The organism is Acinetobacter pengchengensis, assembly GCF_982235305.1.
In genome coordinates, this window is sequence record NZ_CEVATJ010000001.1 from 1,767,213 (window position 1) to 1,786,226 (window position 19,014).

Annotated in this window: 21 protein-coding genes, 5 pseudogenes and 1 other annotated feature; of the genes and pseudogenes, 8 read left to right on the forward strand and 18 right to left on the reverse strand. The window is 38.0% G+C overall.

The genetic code is table 11. The features are described from left to right. Positions 1-54 precede the first annotated feature (54 nt). From AC0T5Z_RS08615 to AC0T5Z_RS08625, 3 genes are all read left to right on the forward strand, one after another. Complete coding sequence (locus AC0T5Z_RS08615) at positions 55-753, forward strand: exonuclease domain-containing protein (RefSeq protein ID WP_291335033.1); 699 nt, start codon at positions 55-57, stop codon at positions 751-753. Between the two features lie 109 nt (positions 754-862). Next, on the forward strand, positions 863-1,582 hold the full coding sequence (locus tag AC0T5Z_RS08620; protein ID WP_435337527.1) for a hypothetical protein: 720 nt from the start codon (positions 863-865) through the stop codon (positions 1,580-1,582). A 224-nt stretch (positions 1,583-1,806) separates the two neighbouring features. After that, positions 1,807-2,169, forward strand: a complete 363-nt coding sequence (locus tag AC0T5Z_RS08625; protein WP_291335023.1) for a hypothetical protein — start codon at positions 1,807-1,809, stop codon at positions 2,167-2,169. 139 nt (positions 2,170-2,308) lie between these two features. Here the strand turns inward: AC0T5Z_RS08625 and AC0T5Z_RS08630 are convergent, their stop codons facing one another. Further along, positions 2,309-2,527 carry a hypothetical protein gene (locus AC0T5Z_RS08630; protein WP_168419226.1) on the reverse strand — a complete coding sequence of 73 codons (219 nt, stop codon included), beginning with the start codon at positions 2,525-2,527 and terminating at the stop codon, positions 2,309-2,311. Positions 2,528-3,597: 1,070 nt separating this feature from the next. Here AC0T5Z_RS08630 and AC0T5Z_RS08635 point away from each other — a divergent pair. Next, positions 3,598-3,927, forward strand: a pseudogene (locus AC0T5Z_RS08635) (helix-turn-helix domain-containing protein); the annotation flags it as partial. 42 nt (positions 3,928-3,969) lie between these two features. Here AC0T5Z_RS08635 and AC0T5Z_RS08640 read toward each other — a convergent pair. From AC0T5Z_RS08640 to AC0T5Z_RS08675, 8 genes and pseudogenes are all read right to left on the reverse strand, one after another. Beyond that, positions 3,970-5,060 (reverse strand): annotated as a pseudogene (locus AC0T5Z_RS08640) (IS3 family transposase). Between the two features lie 40 nt (positions 5,061-5,100). Then, complete coding sequence (locus AC0T5Z_RS08645) at positions 5,101-5,226, reverse strand: hypothetical protein (protein WP_473786290.1); 126 nt, start codon at positions 5,224-5,226, stop codon at positions 5,101-5,103. 231 nt (positions 5,227-5,457) lie between these two features. Then, positions 5,458-6,162: an arsenical resistance protein ArsH gene (arsH, locus tag AC0T5Z_RS08650; RefSeq protein ID WP_435337822.1), complete on the reverse strand. Its 705-nt coding sequence runs from the start codon at positions 6,160-6,162 to the stop codon at positions 5,458-5,460. 9 nt (positions 6,163-6,171) lie between these two features. After that, positions 6,172-7,212, reverse strand: a complete 1,041-nt coding sequence (arsB, locus tag AC0T5Z_RS08655) for an ACR3 family arsenite efflux transporter (RefSeq protein WP_419225235.1) — start codon at positions 7,210-7,212, stop codon at positions 6,172-6,174. 11 nt (positions 7,213-7,223) lie between these two features. Beyond that, entirely contained in the window at positions 7,224-7,694 is a 471-nt protein-coding gene (locus tag AC0T5Z_RS08660; protein ID WP_435337821.1) for an arsenate reductase ArsC, read from the reverse strand. A gap of 6 nt (positions 7,695-7,700) precedes the next feature. Next, positions 7,701-8,021, reverse strand: a complete 321-nt coding sequence (locus AC0T5Z_RS08665; protein ID WP_004988477.1) for a metalloregulator ArsR/SmtB family transcription factor — start codon at positions 8,019-8,021, stop codon at positions 7,701-7,703. A gap of 128 nt (positions 8,022-8,149) precedes the next feature. Further along, a complete protein-coding gene (locus tag AC0T5Z_RS08670; protein WP_435337820.1) occupies positions 8,150-8,452 on the reverse strand; it encodes a thioredoxin family protein in 303 nt (100 codons plus the stop codon). Between the two features lie 18 nt (positions 8,453-8,470). Then, on the reverse strand, positions 8,471-9,127 hold the full coding sequence (locus AC0T5Z_RS08675; protein WP_435337819.1) for a permease: 657 nt from the start codon (positions 9,125-9,127) through the stop codon (positions 8,471-8,473). 20 nt (positions 9,128-9,147) lie between these two features. Between AC0T5Z_RS08675 and AC0T5Z_RS08680 the strand changes: the two genes are divergently transcribed. Then, a protein-coding gene (locus tag AC0T5Z_RS08680; RefSeq protein ID WP_151826295.1) for an IS3-like element ISAba29 family transposase occupies positions 9,148-10,367 on the forward strand; the annotation gives its coding sequence in 2 pieces (ribosomal slippage) (positions 9,148-9,424 and positions 9,424-10,367; 1,221 coding nt in all). Further along, positions 9,423-9,539: a sequence feature (AL1L pseudoknot), on the forward strand. (Overlaps the previous gene by 117 nt.) Positions 10,368-10,398: 31 nt before the next feature. Here the strand turns inward: AC0T5Z_RS08680 and AC0T5Z_RS08685 are convergent. The 7 genes and pseudogenes from AC0T5Z_RS08685 to AC0T5Z_RS08715 all read right to left on the reverse strand — a co-directional run. Then, positions 10,399-10,533, reverse strand: a pseudogene (locus tag AC0T5Z_RS08685) (transposase); the annotation flags it as partial. A gap of 34 nt (positions 10,534-10,567) precedes the next feature. Further along, entirely contained in the window at positions 10,568-11,773 is a 1,206-nt protein-coding gene (locus AC0T5Z_RS08690; protein WP_160127165.1) for an IS256 family transposase, read from the reverse strand. Positions 11,774-11,819: 46 nt separating this feature from the next. Next, a pseudogene (locus AC0T5Z_RS08695) lies at positions 11,820-12,239 on the reverse strand (transposase); the annotation flags it as partial. A 60-nt stretch (positions 12,240-12,299) separates the two neighbouring features. Continuing rightward, a pseudogene (locus tag AC0T5Z_RS08700) lies at positions 12,300-13,370 on the reverse strand (IS256 family transposase); the annotation flags it as partial. Positions 13,371-13,433: 63 nt separating this feature from the next. Next, the gene (locus tag AC0T5Z_RS08705) at positions 13,434-14,486 is read right to left on the reverse strand and encodes an RES family NAD+ phosphorylase (RefSeq protein WP_179998054.1); all 1,053 of its coding nucleotides are present in this window, start codon (positions 14,484-14,486) and stop codon (positions 13,434-13,436) included. A gap of 7 nt (positions 14,487-14,493) precedes the next feature. Then, positions 14,494-15,405 carry a sce7725 family protein gene (locus AC0T5Z_RS08710; protein WP_317028541.1) on the reverse strand — a complete coding sequence of 304 codons (912 nt, stop codon included), beginning with the start codon at positions 15,403-15,405 and terminating at the stop codon, positions 14,494-14,496. Further along, a complete protein-coding gene (locus tag AC0T5Z_RS08715) occupies positions 15,374-16,249 on the reverse strand; it encodes a sce7726 family protein (RefSeq protein ID WP_179998056.1) in 876 nt (291 codons plus the stop codon). The genes AC0T5Z_RS08710 and AC0T5Z_RS08715 overlap by 32 nt, the downstream gene beginning before the upstream one ends. Positions 16,250-16,387: 138 nt before the next feature. Between AC0T5Z_RS08715 and AC0T5Z_RS08720 the strand changes: the two genes are divergently transcribed. After that, entirely contained in the window at positions 16,388-16,732 is a 345-nt protein-coding gene (locus AC0T5Z_RS08720) for a hypothetical protein (RefSeq protein WP_317028540.1), read from the forward strand. A gap of 8 nt (positions 16,733-16,740) precedes the next feature. On the opposite strand, the gene AC0T5Z_RS08725 is transcribed toward AC0T5Z_RS08720, so the two are convergent. Then, the gene (locus AC0T5Z_RS08725) at positions 16,741-17,061 is read right to left on the reverse strand and encodes an addiction module antidote protein (protein WP_180095561.1); all 321 of its coding nucleotides are present in this window, start codon (positions 17,059-17,061) and stop codon (positions 16,741-16,743) included. Beyond that, the gene (locus tag AC0T5Z_RS08730) at positions 17,054-17,371 is read right to left on the reverse strand and encodes a type II toxin-antitoxin system RelE/ParE family toxin (protein WP_180158935.1); all 318 of its coding nucleotides are present in this window, start codon (positions 17,369-17,371) and stop codon (positions 17,054-17,056) included. Before AC0T5Z_RS08730 ends, AC0T5Z_RS08725 begins: the two co-directional genes overlap by 8 nt. 286 nt (positions 17,372-17,657) lie before the next feature. Between AC0T5Z_RS08730 and AC0T5Z_RS08735 the strand changes: the two genes are divergently transcribed. Together AC0T5Z_RS08735 and AC0T5Z_RS08740 are read left to right on the forward strand one after the other, a co-directional pair. Next, positions 17,658-18,218 carry a hypothetical protein gene (locus AC0T5Z_RS08735; protein WP_317028539.1) on the forward strand — a complete coding sequence of 187 codons (561 nt, stop codon included), beginning with the start codon at positions 17,658-17,660 and terminating at the stop codon, positions 18,216-18,218. A 202-nt stretch (positions 18,219-18,420) separates the two neighbouring features. Then, positions 18,421-18,621, forward strand: a complete 201-nt coding sequence (locus AC0T5Z_RS08740; RefSeq protein ID WP_225543370.1) for a hypothetical protein — start codon at positions 18,421-18,423, stop codon at positions 18,619-18,621. Positions 18,622-19,014 lie beyond the last annotated feature (393 nt).

Genomic DNA, 19,014 nt, shown 5'->3' on the forward strand with positions numbered 1-19,014 from the left:
GCAGGCGCTAATGTTAGATTGCATTTTTATTGAATGACGCAAGCGAATCAGGACATGCAAGCCATTATTCTCGACACTGAAACCCATACTTTAAATGGACAACCTATTGAGATTGCTTACGCCCCCATTCAAGTTGAAGATGGCAAAATCAGTCTGGATAAAAGTCAAATTTTCGATCAACTGTATCAAGTGGATGAGCCGATTTCATTCGCAGCGATGGCGGTACACCATATATTAGAGTCTGACTTAATTGATCAACCACATTACAGTAGTTTTGAATTACCTGCCGAAACCACCTTTATCATTGGACATAATATTGATTACGATATTCGAGCTCTAGAAAAATGTGGTGTAGATACCTCTAAAATTAAAGCCATTTGTACTTTGGCACTTGCTCGTCGCGTATGGCCGAATGCAGAAGCACACAATATTTCAGCTTTAATTTATATGATTACCAAAGGCAGCGAGAAAGCGCGTGACATGATTAAAAAAGCGCATCGTGCCGATATGGATATTATTTTAACGGCTAATATTTTGATGCACGAAGTTCATCAATTACAAATTCAAAGTATTGAAGAACTCTACACAGCCTCAGAAGAAGCACGTATTCCACAAATCATCAATTTTGGTAAACATCGTGGTACAGCAATTGCTGACCTTCCTGCCGATTATGTGCAATGGTTATTAAGGCAAGAAGATTTAGATCCTTACTTACGCAAGGCGCTCGAAAATACCAGTATTTTGACTTTATAAACATTTCAAGTGAACCTTATTGCATTTACCTGTCATAAATTATTCATATTATTGTAATTTTCACAGTCTATGCTTTGCCTCAATTTATTAGGAAAATAAATTAAGGCTCATGTTTAATTATCAAAAAACTCAACACGGTATAGATGCATTACAACAGCGCACACGTGATTTAAATGCACGTCAACGTCGCTTGTTGGTACTCATAGGTACTGAAGATTTTGATTTATTGGGTGATCAGTTCAAGCAACGTATTGCACCACCTGAACTCATTGAGCAGCTTTTAGATATGCAACTCATTGCACCTACTGCGCTTGATGAATCCCCAGACTTAACACTTACGGCAACAATCGAAAATACACATCAACCAGAAACTATTTCTGCCCCACAGGTTTTTCAAACTGAAATTCAAACTCATCTTTCCAGCGCTCCCCAGCCCTCTCATGCAGAAATTTTGGCAGCGCCGATTCAAACACAACATTTACACGTTCCCCCACCACGTGTAAATACAGAAACATACGCCGAAGCTGTAACATCCACAGAAACAGTGGTAGAAGAAAAAACTGCACAGCATGAAGCAGCTCAACTAGAAATTTCAGCCTTAAGTTTTGAAGATGTAAAATTTTTAATGATGGATACTTTGCAGCGCCATTGTGGGCTCATGGCCAAGCAATTAATTCAGCGCATTTTACAATCGCAAGATATTCGCAGTTTAAAACTATGCCAAATGCAGTGGATTACCTCTTTGCAAGAAACGCGTTTGCCACCTAAAGAGTTAAATCGAGTTTTGCAGCAAATTAATTATTCTTTACAGAAACTTAATCCTGCTTAATGCTTAGATTTTTTTAATTCACTCTAAGTCTTTTAAACGATAAAAAAACCATAAAAAACTTAGGCCTATTTTATTTTTTTATTATTTTTCATATAGATTTGAAATCTAAGATAGACTGTACGCACAGTATTCCAGCATAAACTAAGACTTTAGATGCATAGCCCTTAGTAATACAAATCAGCGATATAGGGATTAACCAAAATTGTTGAAACTAGGGTTTAGGCATGGGCAGCGCATTTTTTTTAGAGTTTGATGCTTACGACAATCCAATGCAATTAAGTAAAGTGGGCAATTGGGTTATTACCTTTTTAAGCCCGAAAGACCAAGAGCATCAAATACAACTGGCAATCACCAATGTATTGCCACGTCAAATTTCTGCACAACTGCAACCTCGTCGAATTGTAATTCAACAAAGCGCTGATGCACAGCAATGGCAAATTCAGCAAATTGATTGTTTTGATAGTCAGACGAATCAGGAAATTAGTTTTCAAGCCAGAGATACAATAGGACAAACAGTCATTCAGAGAGTGATTCAAGAATTTGATAAATACGATGTAAGTATTCAGCTGATTGAAAATGGCAAATGATCAAATCGAATCGATTGATATTTTAATAATAAAGTTGGTCAGCATATTGCTGCATTTGCTTCTGTAAAAAATATCGACCCAAAACAAAAGAAGCTCATCAAGGTGAGCTTCTTTAAACGAATCTTGGAATCACAAAAATTTACTCCAAAACACGGAAAATACTGTCAGATTCACGACTTTCAAATAAAAGTTCGATACTTGGCAAAATCACTTCACCCTCTACAATAATATGTTCAATTTTGTGGAAAAGTGCCAAACCCGCGGCCAATGAGCTTTCTGGAATATTACGCAGCAATGCCTTTGCTTCGTAAATATGGCTGAATTGGTCCTTAACTTTAATATCGACTAGTTGCGTCATTGTTGTTCCCTTTTTTTTCTTGACGGAAATTTTTTATACCATAGCTTATAAATTTTTTAAAAAAGTGAGATGTTAAATTGTTTGACAATGTAGTAATTTTTTAAAGAACAATTTAATTATCGTTATATTTCAACATCATATTTTTTAAAATTTTATTTACAACTTACAAAATCACTGTAAAGTTGCTTGGTCTTTATTCTAGCATAGAAAAAGCTCGCATTGCTGCGAGCTTTTTTATGTCGGAAGGCTAGTGCTGATTTATTGTTTGAACCTATGTTGCAAACTCAACGAGCTGTCATTGATCCGTCCAACTTCATCGTAGCGTCTATTATGTTGAATGACCTACTGTAGTTTTAATATAGTGAAACTTATTTATTGCTGCAATAGCTCACTACATTTCAACACATTTACACAGCAAAATTTCAATTGATTTGATTATCAGTAGCCGCATAATTTTATGCAGTTAAAAGCTTCAGCCTTTTAGTATCACCATCAGTGCAAATCGAAGATATTTTTAAAAACGAACCGCAGCTGATTACTCAATTAATTCAATTTTATAATCAACATCTTGCAGCAACTTTTTATTTTTAAAACTTTGCCATTGCTGTAGCCGCAAAAAAATCTTAGAACAGACCTGCTTCCCTTCTGCGACAGCTTTACAGCGAAATTCCGTGGTGCCTATTTCGTTCTGATGTGGAACAAAATAATGGTTTTATGCAAAAAGTTAAACGATATAACCCAGGAAGGTGCTCTCAGATTTTCAGTTTTAAAATATGTGAGTTTTATATGACTTTTAAAATTCAAAGCGCCTTGCACTAGGGTTCTCTCCTAAGCATTGGAGGACATGCAGTATAGTTTCAACCGAACTGCGCCGATAATAGCCAGACTATTTTTCATAGTGTCCTACCTGAGATACCGTCTTGGTAGTTAATCAGGTTTTTAGATTATTCGATTAATAAATAATCTATTTCAAAGGCAGTCTGATGTTTTAAAACACCATAACTCAGATGTATAAGCTTGCGCTTTGCAGCACCTAAAAGTGTGTGATTCAGAGACATCATTTCAATATAATGAGTGTTAGAGAAATTCTACAAAGACTCGTATGGCTTAATTTATTTGAATAGACTAATGATGCTGACCTAGTTTGTCGGAGATGTGGCATTTCTAGACCAATGTTACGCAAGTGGTGGAAACGATATTCTGCACAAGCTATTGATGGATTAAGTAGTCAGAGTAAACGTCCCTTAAAATCGCCAAATACTAAAATCAATGCTGAGCTAGAAGCTTTGATATTAGAAATGCGCTCGGCTAGAAATCTTGGTGCTCTACTTTTGCAAACAGAATGGATGAGGCTGCATGGAATCTCGTTGTCCTTAGCGACTATCTATCAAGTACTATCCACTGGTAATCCTCCCATAAATAACCGAAGTTAAAAGTAGAGGTTAAGCAGCCATTAGAGGTGGCTTTCCTTTGTTAGCTTGATGTGGTCTTTCATGGTTGTAATGCCACAACCAGTTTGTTGCATAATCTTGTACTTCATCCAAAGTATCAAATAAATGCTTGCTCAGCCAACTATAACGTATGGTCCGATTATAGCGTTCAATATACGCATTCTGCTGTGGCTTACCCGGTTGAATATATTCAATACGAATACCGTGCTCAGTAGCCCAGCGCACAAATTCGTGACTGATAAATTCGGGACCATTATCGCATCGGATCACTAACGGTTTTTCTCTCCACTCCAGCAATTGATTCAACGTACGAATAACCCTGATTGTGGGCAATGAGAACCCTGCTTCAATGGCTAGGCCTTCGCGGCGGTAATCATCAATCACATTCAATAATCGAAACTTGCGACCATCGGAAAGCTGATCATGCATAAAATCTAATGACCAAACCTGATTTTCTCGGATTGGTTCTTTCAATGGTTCAGGCGCATGCCGTTTTAGTCTTCTTCTCGGTTTAATACGCAGATTCAGTGCCAACTCACAGTAAATGCGGTAAACCCGCTTGTGATTCCAGCAGCAACTCCCAACATGCCGTAAATACGAGAAGCACAAACCAAAGCCCCAATCGGAATTTTCCTCAGTGAGTTCAATGAGCTGTTCAGCAATGAGTGCATTGTCATCGCTGAGATTGGCTTGATAGCGGTAGCAGGTTTCACTAATGCCAAATGCTTTACAAGCCAAACGAATACTAATGGCATGCTGGGCAACTGCCTGTTGTGCCATCTTACGCCGGCAAGATGGCTTTACCCTTGCGTAGCAGTGCTACTCATTGCCATCGCTTCCTGGATGATTTCGGCCTTTAATCGCTCTTCCGCATACATCTTTTTAAGTCTGGTATTTTCGGCTTCTAGCTCTTTCAGTCGATCCATTAATGATGTATCCATACCACCATATTTGGCACGCCATTTATAAAAGGTAGCATTACTCATGCCGTGTTCACGGCAAAGGGTCGCTACAGGTGTGCCAGATTCTGCCTGTTTCAAGATGGACATGATCTGACTGTCAGTAAATTTAGATGTTTTCATGCAGAATCTCCTGCTTGTATCTTAAGAGAAAATTCTACTTTTAGATCCTATTATTTTTAGGGGGGATTACCATTGCTGCCCAAGTAGAAGGATAATCTTTTTCAGATTCAATTAGTAATTGAACCGCTCTTTCTCTAATTTCGGGGGTATAGTTTGGTTTTTTCATCGGAATAGTCTCTCAGAATATTGAGCCTCCGACAAACCCGGTACGGTTCAAATTATCTTAAAATAAGTGCAGGTCGAAAATCCATGTAAGACTAGTGAAAAATCGAAAGAGGTTGAAACTCACTTTTCCTTCAATAAATATAATTTGCTCTAGACTCTTATTTTGATTAAACAAACAATCGAGTTATCAGTTACAGTGTGGCATCCTTGCTCTCACCATAATGAATCAGCCTTAAATATTGCGCTGATTGACTCGTTTAGACAGTTCTTCAGCCGATTCTTTTCGCTCTGAATAACGGTTGGTCAAATAGGCACTCTGGCCGCGAGTCAGCAAAGTAAACTTGTATAGCTCTTCCATTACATCAACAATACGATCATATAGCGATGAAGGCTTCATCCGCCCTGCCTCATCAAACTCCAAAAAGGCTTTAGGAACAGAAGACTGATTTGGAATCGTGATCATCCGCATCCAGCGCCCAAGAATTCGCATCTGGTTTACACTGTTAAATGACTGTGATCCACCGCTCACTTGCATCAAAGCCAATGTTTTACCCTGCGTAGCACGAATAGCTCCTGCAGCAAGTGGAATCCAATCAATCTGTGCTTTAAAGATTGAGCTCATCGAACCATGCCGCTCAGGCGAACACCAAACCATGCCTTCAGACCAAGCCAACAATTCATGCAGCTCTTTAACCTTTGGATGTTCCAGATCACCATCTTCAGGTAAAGGTAAACCTTTGGGATGAAAGATTTTAACCTCACAACCAAAACGCTCAAGAATTCGCCCAGCTTCCATCACAGCCAGGCGGCTATATGAACGTTCTCTGTTTGAGCCATATAGCAATAAGATACGTGGTGGGTGACTCAGTTCTTTAGCCTGCACTTCCGCAAAAGTTGGTGTCGGTAAAAGATCAGATTCAAGATTAGGGAGTGTCATCTTTGCCTCTTAAGAATTTGGATAATATTTTTTCTTCAGCCATAAAGCTACGCTAACCAATGCAATCAGCACGGGCACTTCAACCAATGGGCCAATAATCGTAGTAAAGGCAATTGGTGAAGCCAAACCAAAGGTAGCAATCGCAACGGCCAACGCTAACTCAAAATTGTTACCTGCTGCGGTAAATGAAATTGCGGTGGTTTTGGGATAGTCATTCCCCATCCACTTACTCATGAAAAAGCTGACAAAGAACATCACGACAAAGTAAAGCGTCAATGGAATTGCAATCCGCAACACATCCATTGGTAAACTCACTACATCACCGCCTTTCAAGCTAAACATGGCTACAATGGTGAATAACAAGGCCAATAAGCTGAGTGGACCAATTTTGGGTAGAAACTGATTCTGATACCAGTCCAGACCTTTGGCTTTCACTAAAGATAGACGCGTCAGGAAGCCCATCAGGAATGGAATCCCCAAGTAGATAAGGACAGCATTGGCAATGGTCCAAAAATCAACATTGATGACATTCCCTTCTATCCCAAAAAGTGGCGGCAGATAGGTCAGGAAGAACCAGGCATAACTACTAAAGAATAGAATCTGAAAAATGCTGTTAAATGCGACCAATGCAGCACCGTATTGATTGTCCCCGCATGCCAGTCCATTCCAAATCAGTACCATGGCAATACAACGCGCCAAGCCAATCAGAATCAGACCTGTCATGTATTCTGGGTAATCACTCAAGAAGACTATCGCCAATACAAACATCAGCACTGGCGCAATCAGCCAGTTCTGAATCAGAGAGAGCGCTAATGTTTTTTTATCCTGAAATACTTTGGGCAAAGCTGCATAATCTACTTTGGCTAATGGTGGATACATCATCAAAATCAAACCAATCGCAATTGGCAAGTTGACTGAATTTACACTCATTGCGTCCAATGCGACGGATGCTTGTGGAAATACCACCCCAATCGCAACACCCAATGCCATGGCCACAAAAATCCATAGCGTCAGGTTGCGATCCAAAAAGGATAATCCTGGTTTAGACATGATCTGCTCGCTTAAAGATGGGAAATTTGATTAATTTCAGCAATAAGCTGAGGACGGCTCATGTGATGGGTATCTAATGCAAAAAGTGCATCTAAGCGTTTGTTGATATGTTCTACAGTACTTAAAAATGCCTGTAATTTTTCTTGTTCAGGCAAATCTAAATGTGATGGATCAGATAGACCCCAATGTGCTTTGATTGCTCCTCCTAAATACAACGGACAAGCTTCTTGTGCTGCCGCATCACACACGGTGATGACGACATCGGGCTGATACTGTTCACAGGCATCAATCGTTTTACTCGACAAACCTTCGGTAGACAAACCCAGGTTCTGTAAAGTCTGAATGGTTAACGAATGAACTTGGCCAGAAGGTTTACTTCCAGCGCTATAAGCTACCCAACCTTCAGGCGCTCGACTATTAAACAGAACTTCAGAAAGAATACTGCGACAACTGTTACCCGTGCACAGAAACAAAAATTTCATAAAAACTTACTCGCAATGGCTCTGAATCGATAGAGCTGAGGGATCAAATAACACGGGAACATTGCTACGTTTAAGTGTATTCAGAATTTCAAAGCACCATTCAGGTAGTTGTGGGTTAAGACTGTAATACACCCACTGCTTTTGCCGACGGTCATTCAGCAAACCACTTGATCTTAACAGGGCTAAATGCCGTGAAATTTTTGGTTGGCTTAACTGGAGTTTATCTGTCAAATCACAAACACATTGCTCTTCGTTTTCTGCGATAAGCATGACAATACTGAGACGTGTTTCATCAGATAAACATTTAAAAAACTGAACGTGGTCCATAACTGCTCCCATTCTATTATGCAAATATACACATATCCATATATTCAGTAAAGAGTACTCATTATAAAAGTATACCCATATCCGTATATGCTTGCCAGAAAGGGAAAAATTTAAAACTTCTTAACATCTCAAGACACAAATAAAAAAGACCCGTGGCTTATGCCACAGGTCTTTTTTACAGTTTTCCACATACACTTATTTATTTCAATCAACTCCACAATGGCTTGTGGTTCCAAAACTTTGCCACTTGAAACGATTTGATTATCTATGATCAGACCTGGCGTACTTAACAACCCTGTTTCAGCAATTTGCATCATATCAGTTACATATTCAATTTCTGCCTGAACACCCGTACTTTTTACAGCTTCTTCAGTTGCAGCCAATAAGGCTTTGCATTTACGACAACCTGTTCCTAAAACTTTAATTTGCATCTTTATTCTCCACACTTTTTATAAAAACCAATAACCCAAAGTATTCAGGCTATAACCAACAATCAAGATTCCCACAAAAACAATCCCTACAAACAGGCTCAATAAACGGGTTTTCACCACTTGTTTTAACAAGATTAGCGATGGCAGAGAAAGTGCGGTGACCGCCATCATAAACGCTAAAACCGTCCCCAAGCCAACGCCTTTAGTCACAAGTGCTTCTGCAATCGGCAAGGTGCCAAAGATATCCGCATACATTGGCATTCCGACAATCGTGGCAATCAGTACGGAATACCAGTGTTCCTGACCAAGTAAGGCGGTAATCCACTGCTCAGGAATCCAGTTATGAATTGCCGCACCAATCCCGACACCTATCAAGACATAAAGCCAGACCTTACTAAAAATGTCTGTCACCTGTTCCCAAGCAAATGTACGCCGCTCTTTTGCAGTCATGCTGAAATCTTCATCATCACCTGAGATTGTTTGATGATGAGTCACAAATTCAGCCACATACTTTTCCATTTTCAAGTAGCTGATTAATGACCCGCCGATGACTGCCAGCACTAATCCAAGTAACACATAGACCAATGCAATTTTCCAGTTAAAGATACTCGCCAATAAAATAATTGAAGCCAAGTCAACAAGTGGTGAACCGTACCGGGTTTGTCGGAGACTCAATATTCTGAGAGACTATTCCGATGAAAAAACCAAACTATACCCCCGAAATTAGAGAAAGAGCGGTTCAATTACTAATTGAATCTGAAAAAGATTATCCTTCTACTTGGGCAGCAATCACAGCTATTGCTCCTAAAATCGGTTGTACTCCTGAAACATTGCGTGTTTGGTATTTAAAGCATATGGATCAACTAAATCCTGCCAAAGTACAACAGATATCTGACCAAGAAAAAATGAAGCAAATGGAACGTGAAATTAAAGAATTAAAGCGTGCCAATGAAATTCTACGCAAAGCAGCCGCTTTTTTCGCCCAGGCGGAGCTCGACCGCCCACACAAATAATGGTGGATTTTATCCAGAACAATAAAGATCGATATGGTGTTGAAGCGATTTGTAGAATTTTACCGATTGCAGCTTCGACCTATTATCGGGCTTTAGATCTCGTTGATAACCCAGAACATCGAGCGAAACGTGCTCTGCATGATTTACATCATGCAGAGCAAATCAAACGTATTTGGAAAGAAAGTTTAGGTCGATATGGTGTGCGTAAGGTCTGGCAACAATTGAAACGTGAAGGTTATGTTATCGCACGTTGTACAGTTGCTCGATTGATGCAGAAGCTAGGTATACAAGGTGTTTGGCGTGGTAAGAATAAACAAACCACCCGTAGCCGAGATGATCAAAAACGAGCAGATGACTTAGTAAAACGCAATTTTAATGCAGATCATCCTGACCAGCTGTGGGTCGCTGACTTCACGTATATTCAAACTCATTCAGGCTGGGTCTACACCGCATTTATTATTGATGTGTTCTCGCGAACAATTGTTGGATGGAAAGTATCAACACGGATGAATACAGATATGGTACTTGATGCACTGGAGCAAGCATTGCATGATCGAGGCATGCCAAAGAATGTGATTCATCATTCCGACAGAGGTGTGCAATATCTTTCCATTCGCTATACCAATCGTTTAGAAGCAGCAAATTTACGAGCATCAGTCGGTACAACGGGTGATTCATACGATAATGCTCTGGCTGAAACGGTGAATGGCTTATACAAAACAGAGGTGATTGAATATTTAAAAGCAGATTGGCAAGGTTTAGCGGATGTACAACTTGCGACATTAAATTGGGTAGATTGGTTCAACAAAAAGCGTGTACACAGTGCACTGGGTTATGTATCGCCTTTTGAGTTTGAAGCAATGTACTATGATAAGATTAATCCGTTAGGTCAGGTGGCCTAACTTAAATAAAAAAGTCTCCGATAAACCCGGTACGGTTCACATAAACACCTTTATCCTTCACTTTGTAATGTATGGCATCTAACCAAACAAAGGGATAAATTGTATCGAGTGGGCGTTGTTTCCATGCTTGTAACTGAGGGAGGAGCTTATCTGTAATATTGGTGATGAGGGCGTTCAAAATTCTGTGTCAGTAAATTTGACTAGATTTTAATTATATCATCTAATCGACCTTCAAAGTAAATGGATAATTGAGTAATCGTTTGTCCCCATTCCTGAATAGGCATTGTCCATTTTTCTGATGCCTGTTGAATACCAATATACAGTAATTTCATCAGACTATCCTCATTGGGGAAAGCTCCTTTGGTTTTGGTTAGTTTGCGGAATTGACGATGTACGGCTTCAACGGCATTGGTGGTGTAAATCGGCTTCCTAATCGCTTTAGGGTATTTGAAATAGGCGGATAGTAGATGCCATTTGGTACGCCATGACTGAATGACCACACCATATTTTTCGCCCCATTTTTCTTCTAGCTCATCCAGTGCTACTTCTGCCGCCCCTTTGGTATCAGCACGGTAAATTGGCTTTAAATCAGCCATAAATGCCTTCTGATCTTTACTGGCAACATAGCGTAAAGAATTACGAATTTGATGAACGATACACAGTTGTATTTCTGTTTGAGGGTAAATCGCTGCTATGGCTTCGGGGAAACCTTTTAGTCCATCTACACAGGCAATCAGAATATCCTGAACACCACGATTTTGTAGGTCTGTCAGTACACTAAGCCAATGGTTCGCCCCTTCGCTTTCCGATAAATACAAGCCGAGTAGTTCCTTCTTACCTTCAACATTTAAAGCTAAAATGGTATAGATCGCTTTGCTCACATAAACACCTTTATCCTTCACTTTGTAATGTATGGCATCTAACCAAACAAAGGGATAAATTGTATCGAGTGGGCGTTGTTTCCATGCTTGTAACTGAGGGAGGAGCTTATCTGTAATATTGGTGATAGCACCATCTGAAATCTCCAATCCATACATATCAGCAACATGCTTTTGAATATCACGATAGCTCATACCAAGTGCATAGAGTGATATGATTTTATTGTCAATTTCTTCTGATAATTTGGTCTGGTTCTTTTTAACTAACTGTGGCTCAAATTCACCATTTCGATCTCTAGGGGTTTCAAGCTCAAATGAACCTGATGTAGATTTTACTGTCTTGCGAGTATAGCCATTGCGGCGATTACCTTGTTTCGGATTCGCTTCAATGTAATTCTCGATTTCTGCTTCAAGAGCAGCTTCGGTCAGTTGTTTAATTAAAGGGGTGAGTATGCCATTTTCTCCAGTCAGTGCTTGTCCTGACTGGAGTTGTTTTAAGGCTGTTTCAAAATCAAATGTAGTTGCCATAATGCATCATTCCTGTTTTTAACAGTTTAAGGAAATGACACAGTTTTTTGAACACTACCTTGGTGATAGCACCATCTGAAATCTCCAATCCATACATATCAGCAACATGCTTTTGAATATCACGATAGCTCATACCAAGTGCATAGAGTGATATGATTTTATTGTCAATTTCTTCTGATAATTTGGTCTGGTTCTTTTTAACTAACTGTGGCTCAAATTCACCATTTCGATCTCTAGGGGTTTCAAGCTCAAATGAACCTGATGTAGATTTTACTGTCTTGCGAGTATAGCCATTGCGGCGATTACCTTGTTTCGGATTCGCTTCAATGTAATTCTCGATTTCTGCTTCAAGAGCAGCTTCGGTCAGTTGTTTAATTAAAGGGGTGAGTATGCCATTTTCTCCAGTCAGTGCTTGTCCTGACTGGAGTTGTTTTAAGGCTGTTTCAAAATCAAATGTAGTTGCCATAATGCATCATTCCTGTTTTTAACAGTTTAAGGAAATGACACAGTTTTTTGAACACTACCGACTATCCTCATTGGGGAAAGCTCCTTTGGTTTTGGTTAGTTTGCGGAATTGACGATGTACGGCTTCAACGGCATTGGTGGTGTAAATCGGCTTCCTAATCGCTTTAGGGTATTTGAAATAGGCGGATAGTAGATGCCATTTGGTACGCCATGACTGAATGACCACACCATATTTTTCGCCCCATTTTTCTTCTAGCTCATCCAGTGCTACTTCTGCCGCCCCTTTGGTATCAGCACGGTAAATTGGCTTTAAATCAGCCATAAATGCCTTCTGATCTTTACTGGCAACATAGCGTAAAGAATTACGAATTTGATGAACGATACACAGTTGTATTTCTGTTTGAGGGTAAATCGCTGCTATGGCTTCGGGGAAACCTTTTAGTCCATCTACACAGGCAATCAGAATATCCTGAACACCACGATTTTGTAGGTCTGTCAGTACACTAAGCCAATGGTTCGCCCCTTCGCTTTCCGATAAATACAAGCCGAGTAGTTCCTTCTTACCTTCAACATTTAAAGCTAAAATGGTATAGATCGCTTTGCTCACATAAACACCTTTATCCTTCACTTTGTAATGTATGGCATCTAACCAAACAAAGGGATAAATTGTATCGAGTGGGCGTTGTTTCCATGCTTGTAACTGAGGGAGGAGCTTATCTGTAATATTGGTGATAGCACCATCTGAAATCTCCAATCCATACATATCAGCAACATGCTTTTGAATATCACGATAGCTCATACCAAGTGCATAGAGTGATATGATTTTATTGTCAATTTCTTCTGATAATTTGGTCTGGTTCTTTTTAACTAACTGTGGCTCAAATTCACCATTTCGATCTCTAGGGGTTTCAAGCTCAAATGAACCTGATGTAGATTTTACTGTCTTGCGAGTATAGCCATTGCGGCGATTACCTTGTTTCGGATTCGCTTCAATGTAATTCTCGATTTCTGCTTCAAGAGCAGCTTCGGTCAGTTGTTTAATTAAAGGGGTGAGTATGCCATTTTCTCCAGTCAGTGCTTGTCCTGACTGGAGTTGTTTTAAGGCTGTTTCAAAATCAAATGTAGTTGCCATAATGCATCATTCCTGTTTTTAACAGTTTAAGGAAATGACACAGTTTTTTGAACACTACCTTTCTTACTCCTCACCATATTTATGGTCAACACTCGAAATACGACAATATTTCATAGAATTATCTTTAACCACACTTTCATCAAATAAAACAATGTTTTTACCATGACCAAATGAGCTATTAAAAACAATTCCATCAAAACCACAAACTGTTTTGAAAAACTCACTAATAAATTGTGTTGGAATATAATCTAAGTGACTTCTATGAGGTAATATGGCTTTGGATAACTCTTGTGCAAAAATCTCTAGTAAATTTATATGTGTAATACTATCCTCTAAACTTTCGCTTTCTTGTAGAAGAAATGAAGCTTTTTTTCTTGGATTTGTTAGATCTAGCAGATCTAGTTCCTTGTTTAAATTGAAAGTTGCAATATTAACTAGGCTACCATTACTTGGGCGAACCTCAGCAATACAGGTTTTCTCATCTTCTGCTAAATAAAGATAAGAAATTCCAGCAGGGTTTGCTCTTCCTGGAGTTACTATATTCGCAGGAGGTGCTCGCATTTGTTTAATATCTAGCTTATTTTCATCAACTCTTGCTCGATAAAAGACTCTGCCCGTAGAATAAGATTTTGTTAAAGAATCGACTAATGATATAAAAGCATTTGTTTGCCCATTATTCATTTCTTTGGTATTAGTGAAAATATTCTTATATAGTTCTGTTTGTGGGAAAAATCGGTTTTTTGTTGTGATTTCATTGCGAAATTCATCCCAACTATCTCTTGTTAGTTGAATGTCTGGAACAGAATATTTCTTAGAAAGTAACTCTTGGTTATCACTTAAAATATTAGAAAGTAAATTTTGTTTATCAAGAACTTTTTCTTCAAAAAAACAAAAATCTTCTTCCAATAAAGCAAATAATGGCTTTCCATCATCCACCTCTTTTAAACCGTAAGCAAACTTTTCTACAAACTGGAATATCTCTTTTGGATTTACAGCTTTAACATTTTCAGATTCACAATATGAGCAACTAGCCCTAAAATCACCGTTATGTGTGATGTACTGAGCAATATTTGTTTCATTAAAACATTGTTGGCAACAAACTCTTTCAATTGACATTATTCACTCAATTATTTATTAAGTAATCATTAATAGTTTCAATGTGATGCATAATTGAAATTTTCTTCACCTGCCCTAGGCCAGGGAAATGCTGTGCATTATAAATTCTCTCAAAATCTTGACACGCTGAGGTTTCTAGAAAATTAATTGTTTTATTTCTTTTTTCAGAAATGAACTTACCTAATGCTTCAATGAACTTTTTACCAGGGTTAGCCGGAGTGTCACTTTCATAATTTGAGGAATAGTGACGAATAAAAGCTTCATCAAATTTTTCAGAATTGATATAAGTGATATGTATCGTAACTACATAAGCAGGGCCACCAGATTCACTATATTCTTCACTTAGAATAGTGTAATCACCAAAACCCTTAACATTTCCAAAGCCATTATAGTAAGTATGTAATGATGAAAATGGAGATTCTATAGGATAGTCAGCATTTCTTTTTTGCTTTTTGAAGAAGTCATCATACAGAACTACATTACTTAGTCGCTTAATTAAATTTGGTGCTGTTGTAGCGCTAATAAAAGTTAGAATAGCTTCAGATGACTCTTCAATAATACTTGCATTTAATCCATCAACTAAAAACAAAGCATATTCATTGAATTGAGAGAATAATGAACGTAGATCATCAACACCATCACTCACTGCGAAAATTGGTATAAAGCGCAAACCTTCTTCTTTACTAAATTCATTGATAATATTTTCACTGCATCCAACTAAATCCCCAACTGTTGGATTCATAAAAACTAAAGGTACGATTTCCTTATCATTTAATTCTTTTATTGTTCTAAAAAGTGGTGCTAGAGAACCTCTTACAGGCTCGATAACGGGACAAAATTTTTTATCAACAGAAAGGTTTGCTAACTCTCTTAATGCTAAAAGCTCATTAAGTTTTCCTCGTAATATTGGATAGTACATTAAGTTTTTCCTCTGTAGCAAAACAGTCTATTAATGAGTGCATCTGAACTTTATTAAATTTATAGCTGATAATAGCATTAACCAAAGAATTTGGCATATGACTTATAAAGTGCTCATTGTTTTTGCGTGACTTCTTTAAAGTTTCAATAAACAACTTATTTAATTTTTTTTCATCTTTGTTTAACTCTAGCCTTTCTAGGCATAAATCAAATAACTGTGTATTTGGAGCCTCTAATACTTGTCCTGTTAAATTTTGAACCAACTCCACATACTCATTCTTACGAAGAGATTGCAATAATAATTTTTTATTCTTTATTTCATTATGATGAGCTTTTCTTATTTCTTGAAAAGTCATTTTTTCTGATAGAAAAATTACACCTATTGATGATTTTGTTTTTTCTAAAACAGACTTTACATGCTTTTGGCTGCAAACAACATATACATCGTCGAAGATTTGAGTATAAGCATCCAATTGGTCATCTAATCTAACCAAAGAGTCGTAATCAGTTTTGATTTCATAGCATGTTGATTTGCCATTCAAAATTACACAATCGGCCTTGTTAGTTCCTACTCTAAACTCAGACAACATAGTAGCTGTGTTTAGAGAGTGACGTCCTAAAAGAATTTTATTGGCTATCAAGTTCTTATAGATATATTCATTAGGATATTGTTTAAGAAGAATTTGATATGTTTTTTCATAAAACTCTTTCAAAGAAAGCTCAGCGTCTTCTTCTGGAAAGAATTTATTTAAAACTTTAAAAATATAAGACAAATCTCCCTCAGCAATGTCAGCTAAGACACCACTATTAAAGATTTTTGACAAAGTCTTATATTCTAAATCCATATCAGAAGCTCAGAAGAATTTCAATACCATTCTACCCATCTTAATGATACTCAATTAAAAGTTGAAAAGTAATCTTGACAGTTTTACTTTTTTTAACTTTACATATACTTTGTATAGTAAAACAACAAAAAGTGTATTATGAAAAAAACAACCATAACCACCCTACTCCTTGCCTTGATCATCACTGGCTGTCAAAAGCAGCCAGCCGCTCTACCTGAAGAAGAACGTGCAGCGATAACAAAGCAGTTTGAAGAATCGGATGAAAAAATTAACGGCTATTTTGATTTATTGGAAAATCCAAGTACTTCACAAGAGGTACGCAAACAGATCCTTTGCAAAGACTGGCCTGATATCTATTACAAGCAGTACGTCCCTGCTTTAAAGCAACTTTCACCAGACTATACCGATGAAGAGTTGAGTCAGGCACTCGACAGAGCCGTGGACTATTACAAAGAAAAATATGTGATTAACTGCAACCTGTAAAAGTTAAATCAAGCTCCAGCAGGAGTGGTTTTAGGTGTTACAGTCAAATTTAAACCCAACGCATGTACCACTTTTAGGACAGTATCAAAATTGGGTACAACCTCACCAGATAACGAGCGATATAATGACTCACGCCCTAATCCTGTATCTTTAGCGAGTTGTGTCATACCACGGGCACGTGCGATCGTTCCCAGTGCTTTGGCAATAAAAGCTGCGTCATCACCTGCTTCTTCAATACAGGCCTGTAAGTAGGCTTGCATATCCTCTTCAGTTTCTAGGTACTCGGCACTGTCCCATTTTGTTGCAACTAAATCAGCTGGATCAATCATGGTGTCTCTCCTTTAATTCCAAATAGGCTGCAGCAAGTTGTACGGCTTTTTTAATATCGTCCTGCTGACTGGTTTTATCGCCACCAATAAGCAGCAAAACAATACTTTCATTTTCCTGTAAATAGTACACACGGTACCCATCGCCAAAGAAAAACCGCATTTCACATACAGGGTGCTCTACCGTCTTTACATCACCAAAGTGTCCTGTTTCCTCTAAACGATCAAGTCGAGCTTGTATGCGAGCTTTGGCCTGTAAATCCTTAAGTTTTTTAAACCATCTATCAAAAGGTGGTAGTTTTTTAATCTGCATCACAGTATATCTGTAGCTTTTATAAAATTGTATCTTTTAAGATACATGAAAGCAAGGTTAAACTTTATTTGAGATTAACTGCAATCCATGAAGTAAAACTACTGTCATATCTAGTGATTATTATCTAATCAAGGTCAAACGCACTCCTGACCTGTAATAACGAAGTAGCGCAAAACTGACCCGCCAATGCCTATCGGTGGGTTTTTCTTATCTAATTTATTGATTTATAATCATAACCCGCTCTAAAAATATAGTAACCAAAACTTATATGCAAATAGACGCTTTCTTGCCTCAAAATTTACGTGACGACTTTCTTATTAGATTACTTTTCAATACAGCAGATGGATTTGAGTATGCGGGGATTCGTAAGGCTTATTTGGACTTTAATCGCACATTAAAAATTAATGATAGAGATTTGCATCCAAGTAATAAGATTAAATGTGAAGATTTTTTAAAAAGCCAACTGCTTGTACTTATTTCAAAAGAGCTTGAATCACAGGAAGATTTCGATTCACTACACCAAGAATTATGTGATTCCTTAATTGGTACTTGGAGCGTCTTAACTTATGGCCAGGCGCAAAAATGGATAAATATGACACTGAAATACTGGCTAGTATTAGGTGAACACAGAATTAAAAATATTGAAAAAAATGCACGTTTTTTTCATATTCCCATAGATAGTTATGTTCAGAAAGGCTGGTTTCAGGAAAAGAAACCTAAAGCTTGGAGCAAAATCAACAACTATGATGACTACATGGAATATCAAAAGAAGCACAGGGCAAGCGCTGATCCTAAAAGCCATCCTCTCCTTGAGGAATTTAAATTTTTTAATAACTATCGCCCTTAAAACACCAACCCACCCTGCGGTGGGTTTTTAATTTAGCAAAAATAACCCACTAAAATTATTGTATGATCCTAGATGCGTAAAAATTTTATTCATACAGGCGATACCTGCTTTAATCGCATTGACTGCTGTATTTTAGGAATTTAACAAAAACTACAACTGCGAACCCGACGCAGTCCTTTGAGCAGATCGGGTGGAGAGAAATATGCCAAGAAACGCCTTACCAACCTTTGATATTGAAACACCATTAGATGGCTCGATTGAGTTAGTCGCCCTAGAGCTAATGAAAATAATTGCAAACGCTGAAACAAAAGAAGCGCAAGGTCAGGAATTTGCGCGTGAATACTACCTAAACCTATACGCCAAGTGCATTAAGACTGTTGTTCTGAGGAATTTTGAGGGGTAAGAAAGGTTCTCGCAATAATATTCAGATACATGCTATTCACCGCATGATTAATTATTTCTGAATCGGTTAAACCCGCTTCTATTAAAGCAAGCGTGAGTTCCATTTTTATGTCTTCTTGACTTCTATTCATAACAAACTCCATCCAACCCACCCCAGCGGTGGGTTTTCTTTTGCCTATTACCGCTTATAGTTTAAAATCTAATAACAATAAAACTTTGACCATACAAAAAATCCTCCTGACCAGCTTACTTTTCACTATCACTCTTAACGGTTCCAAAAGGAACCTGAATATTAGAGGCATCATCTACGGCGCATCATGATTCAAAAATGATTGAATAATTTAAGGCTGCTGATGAAAAGATGAGTAATTTTCTAGATCAATTAGATAGTCCG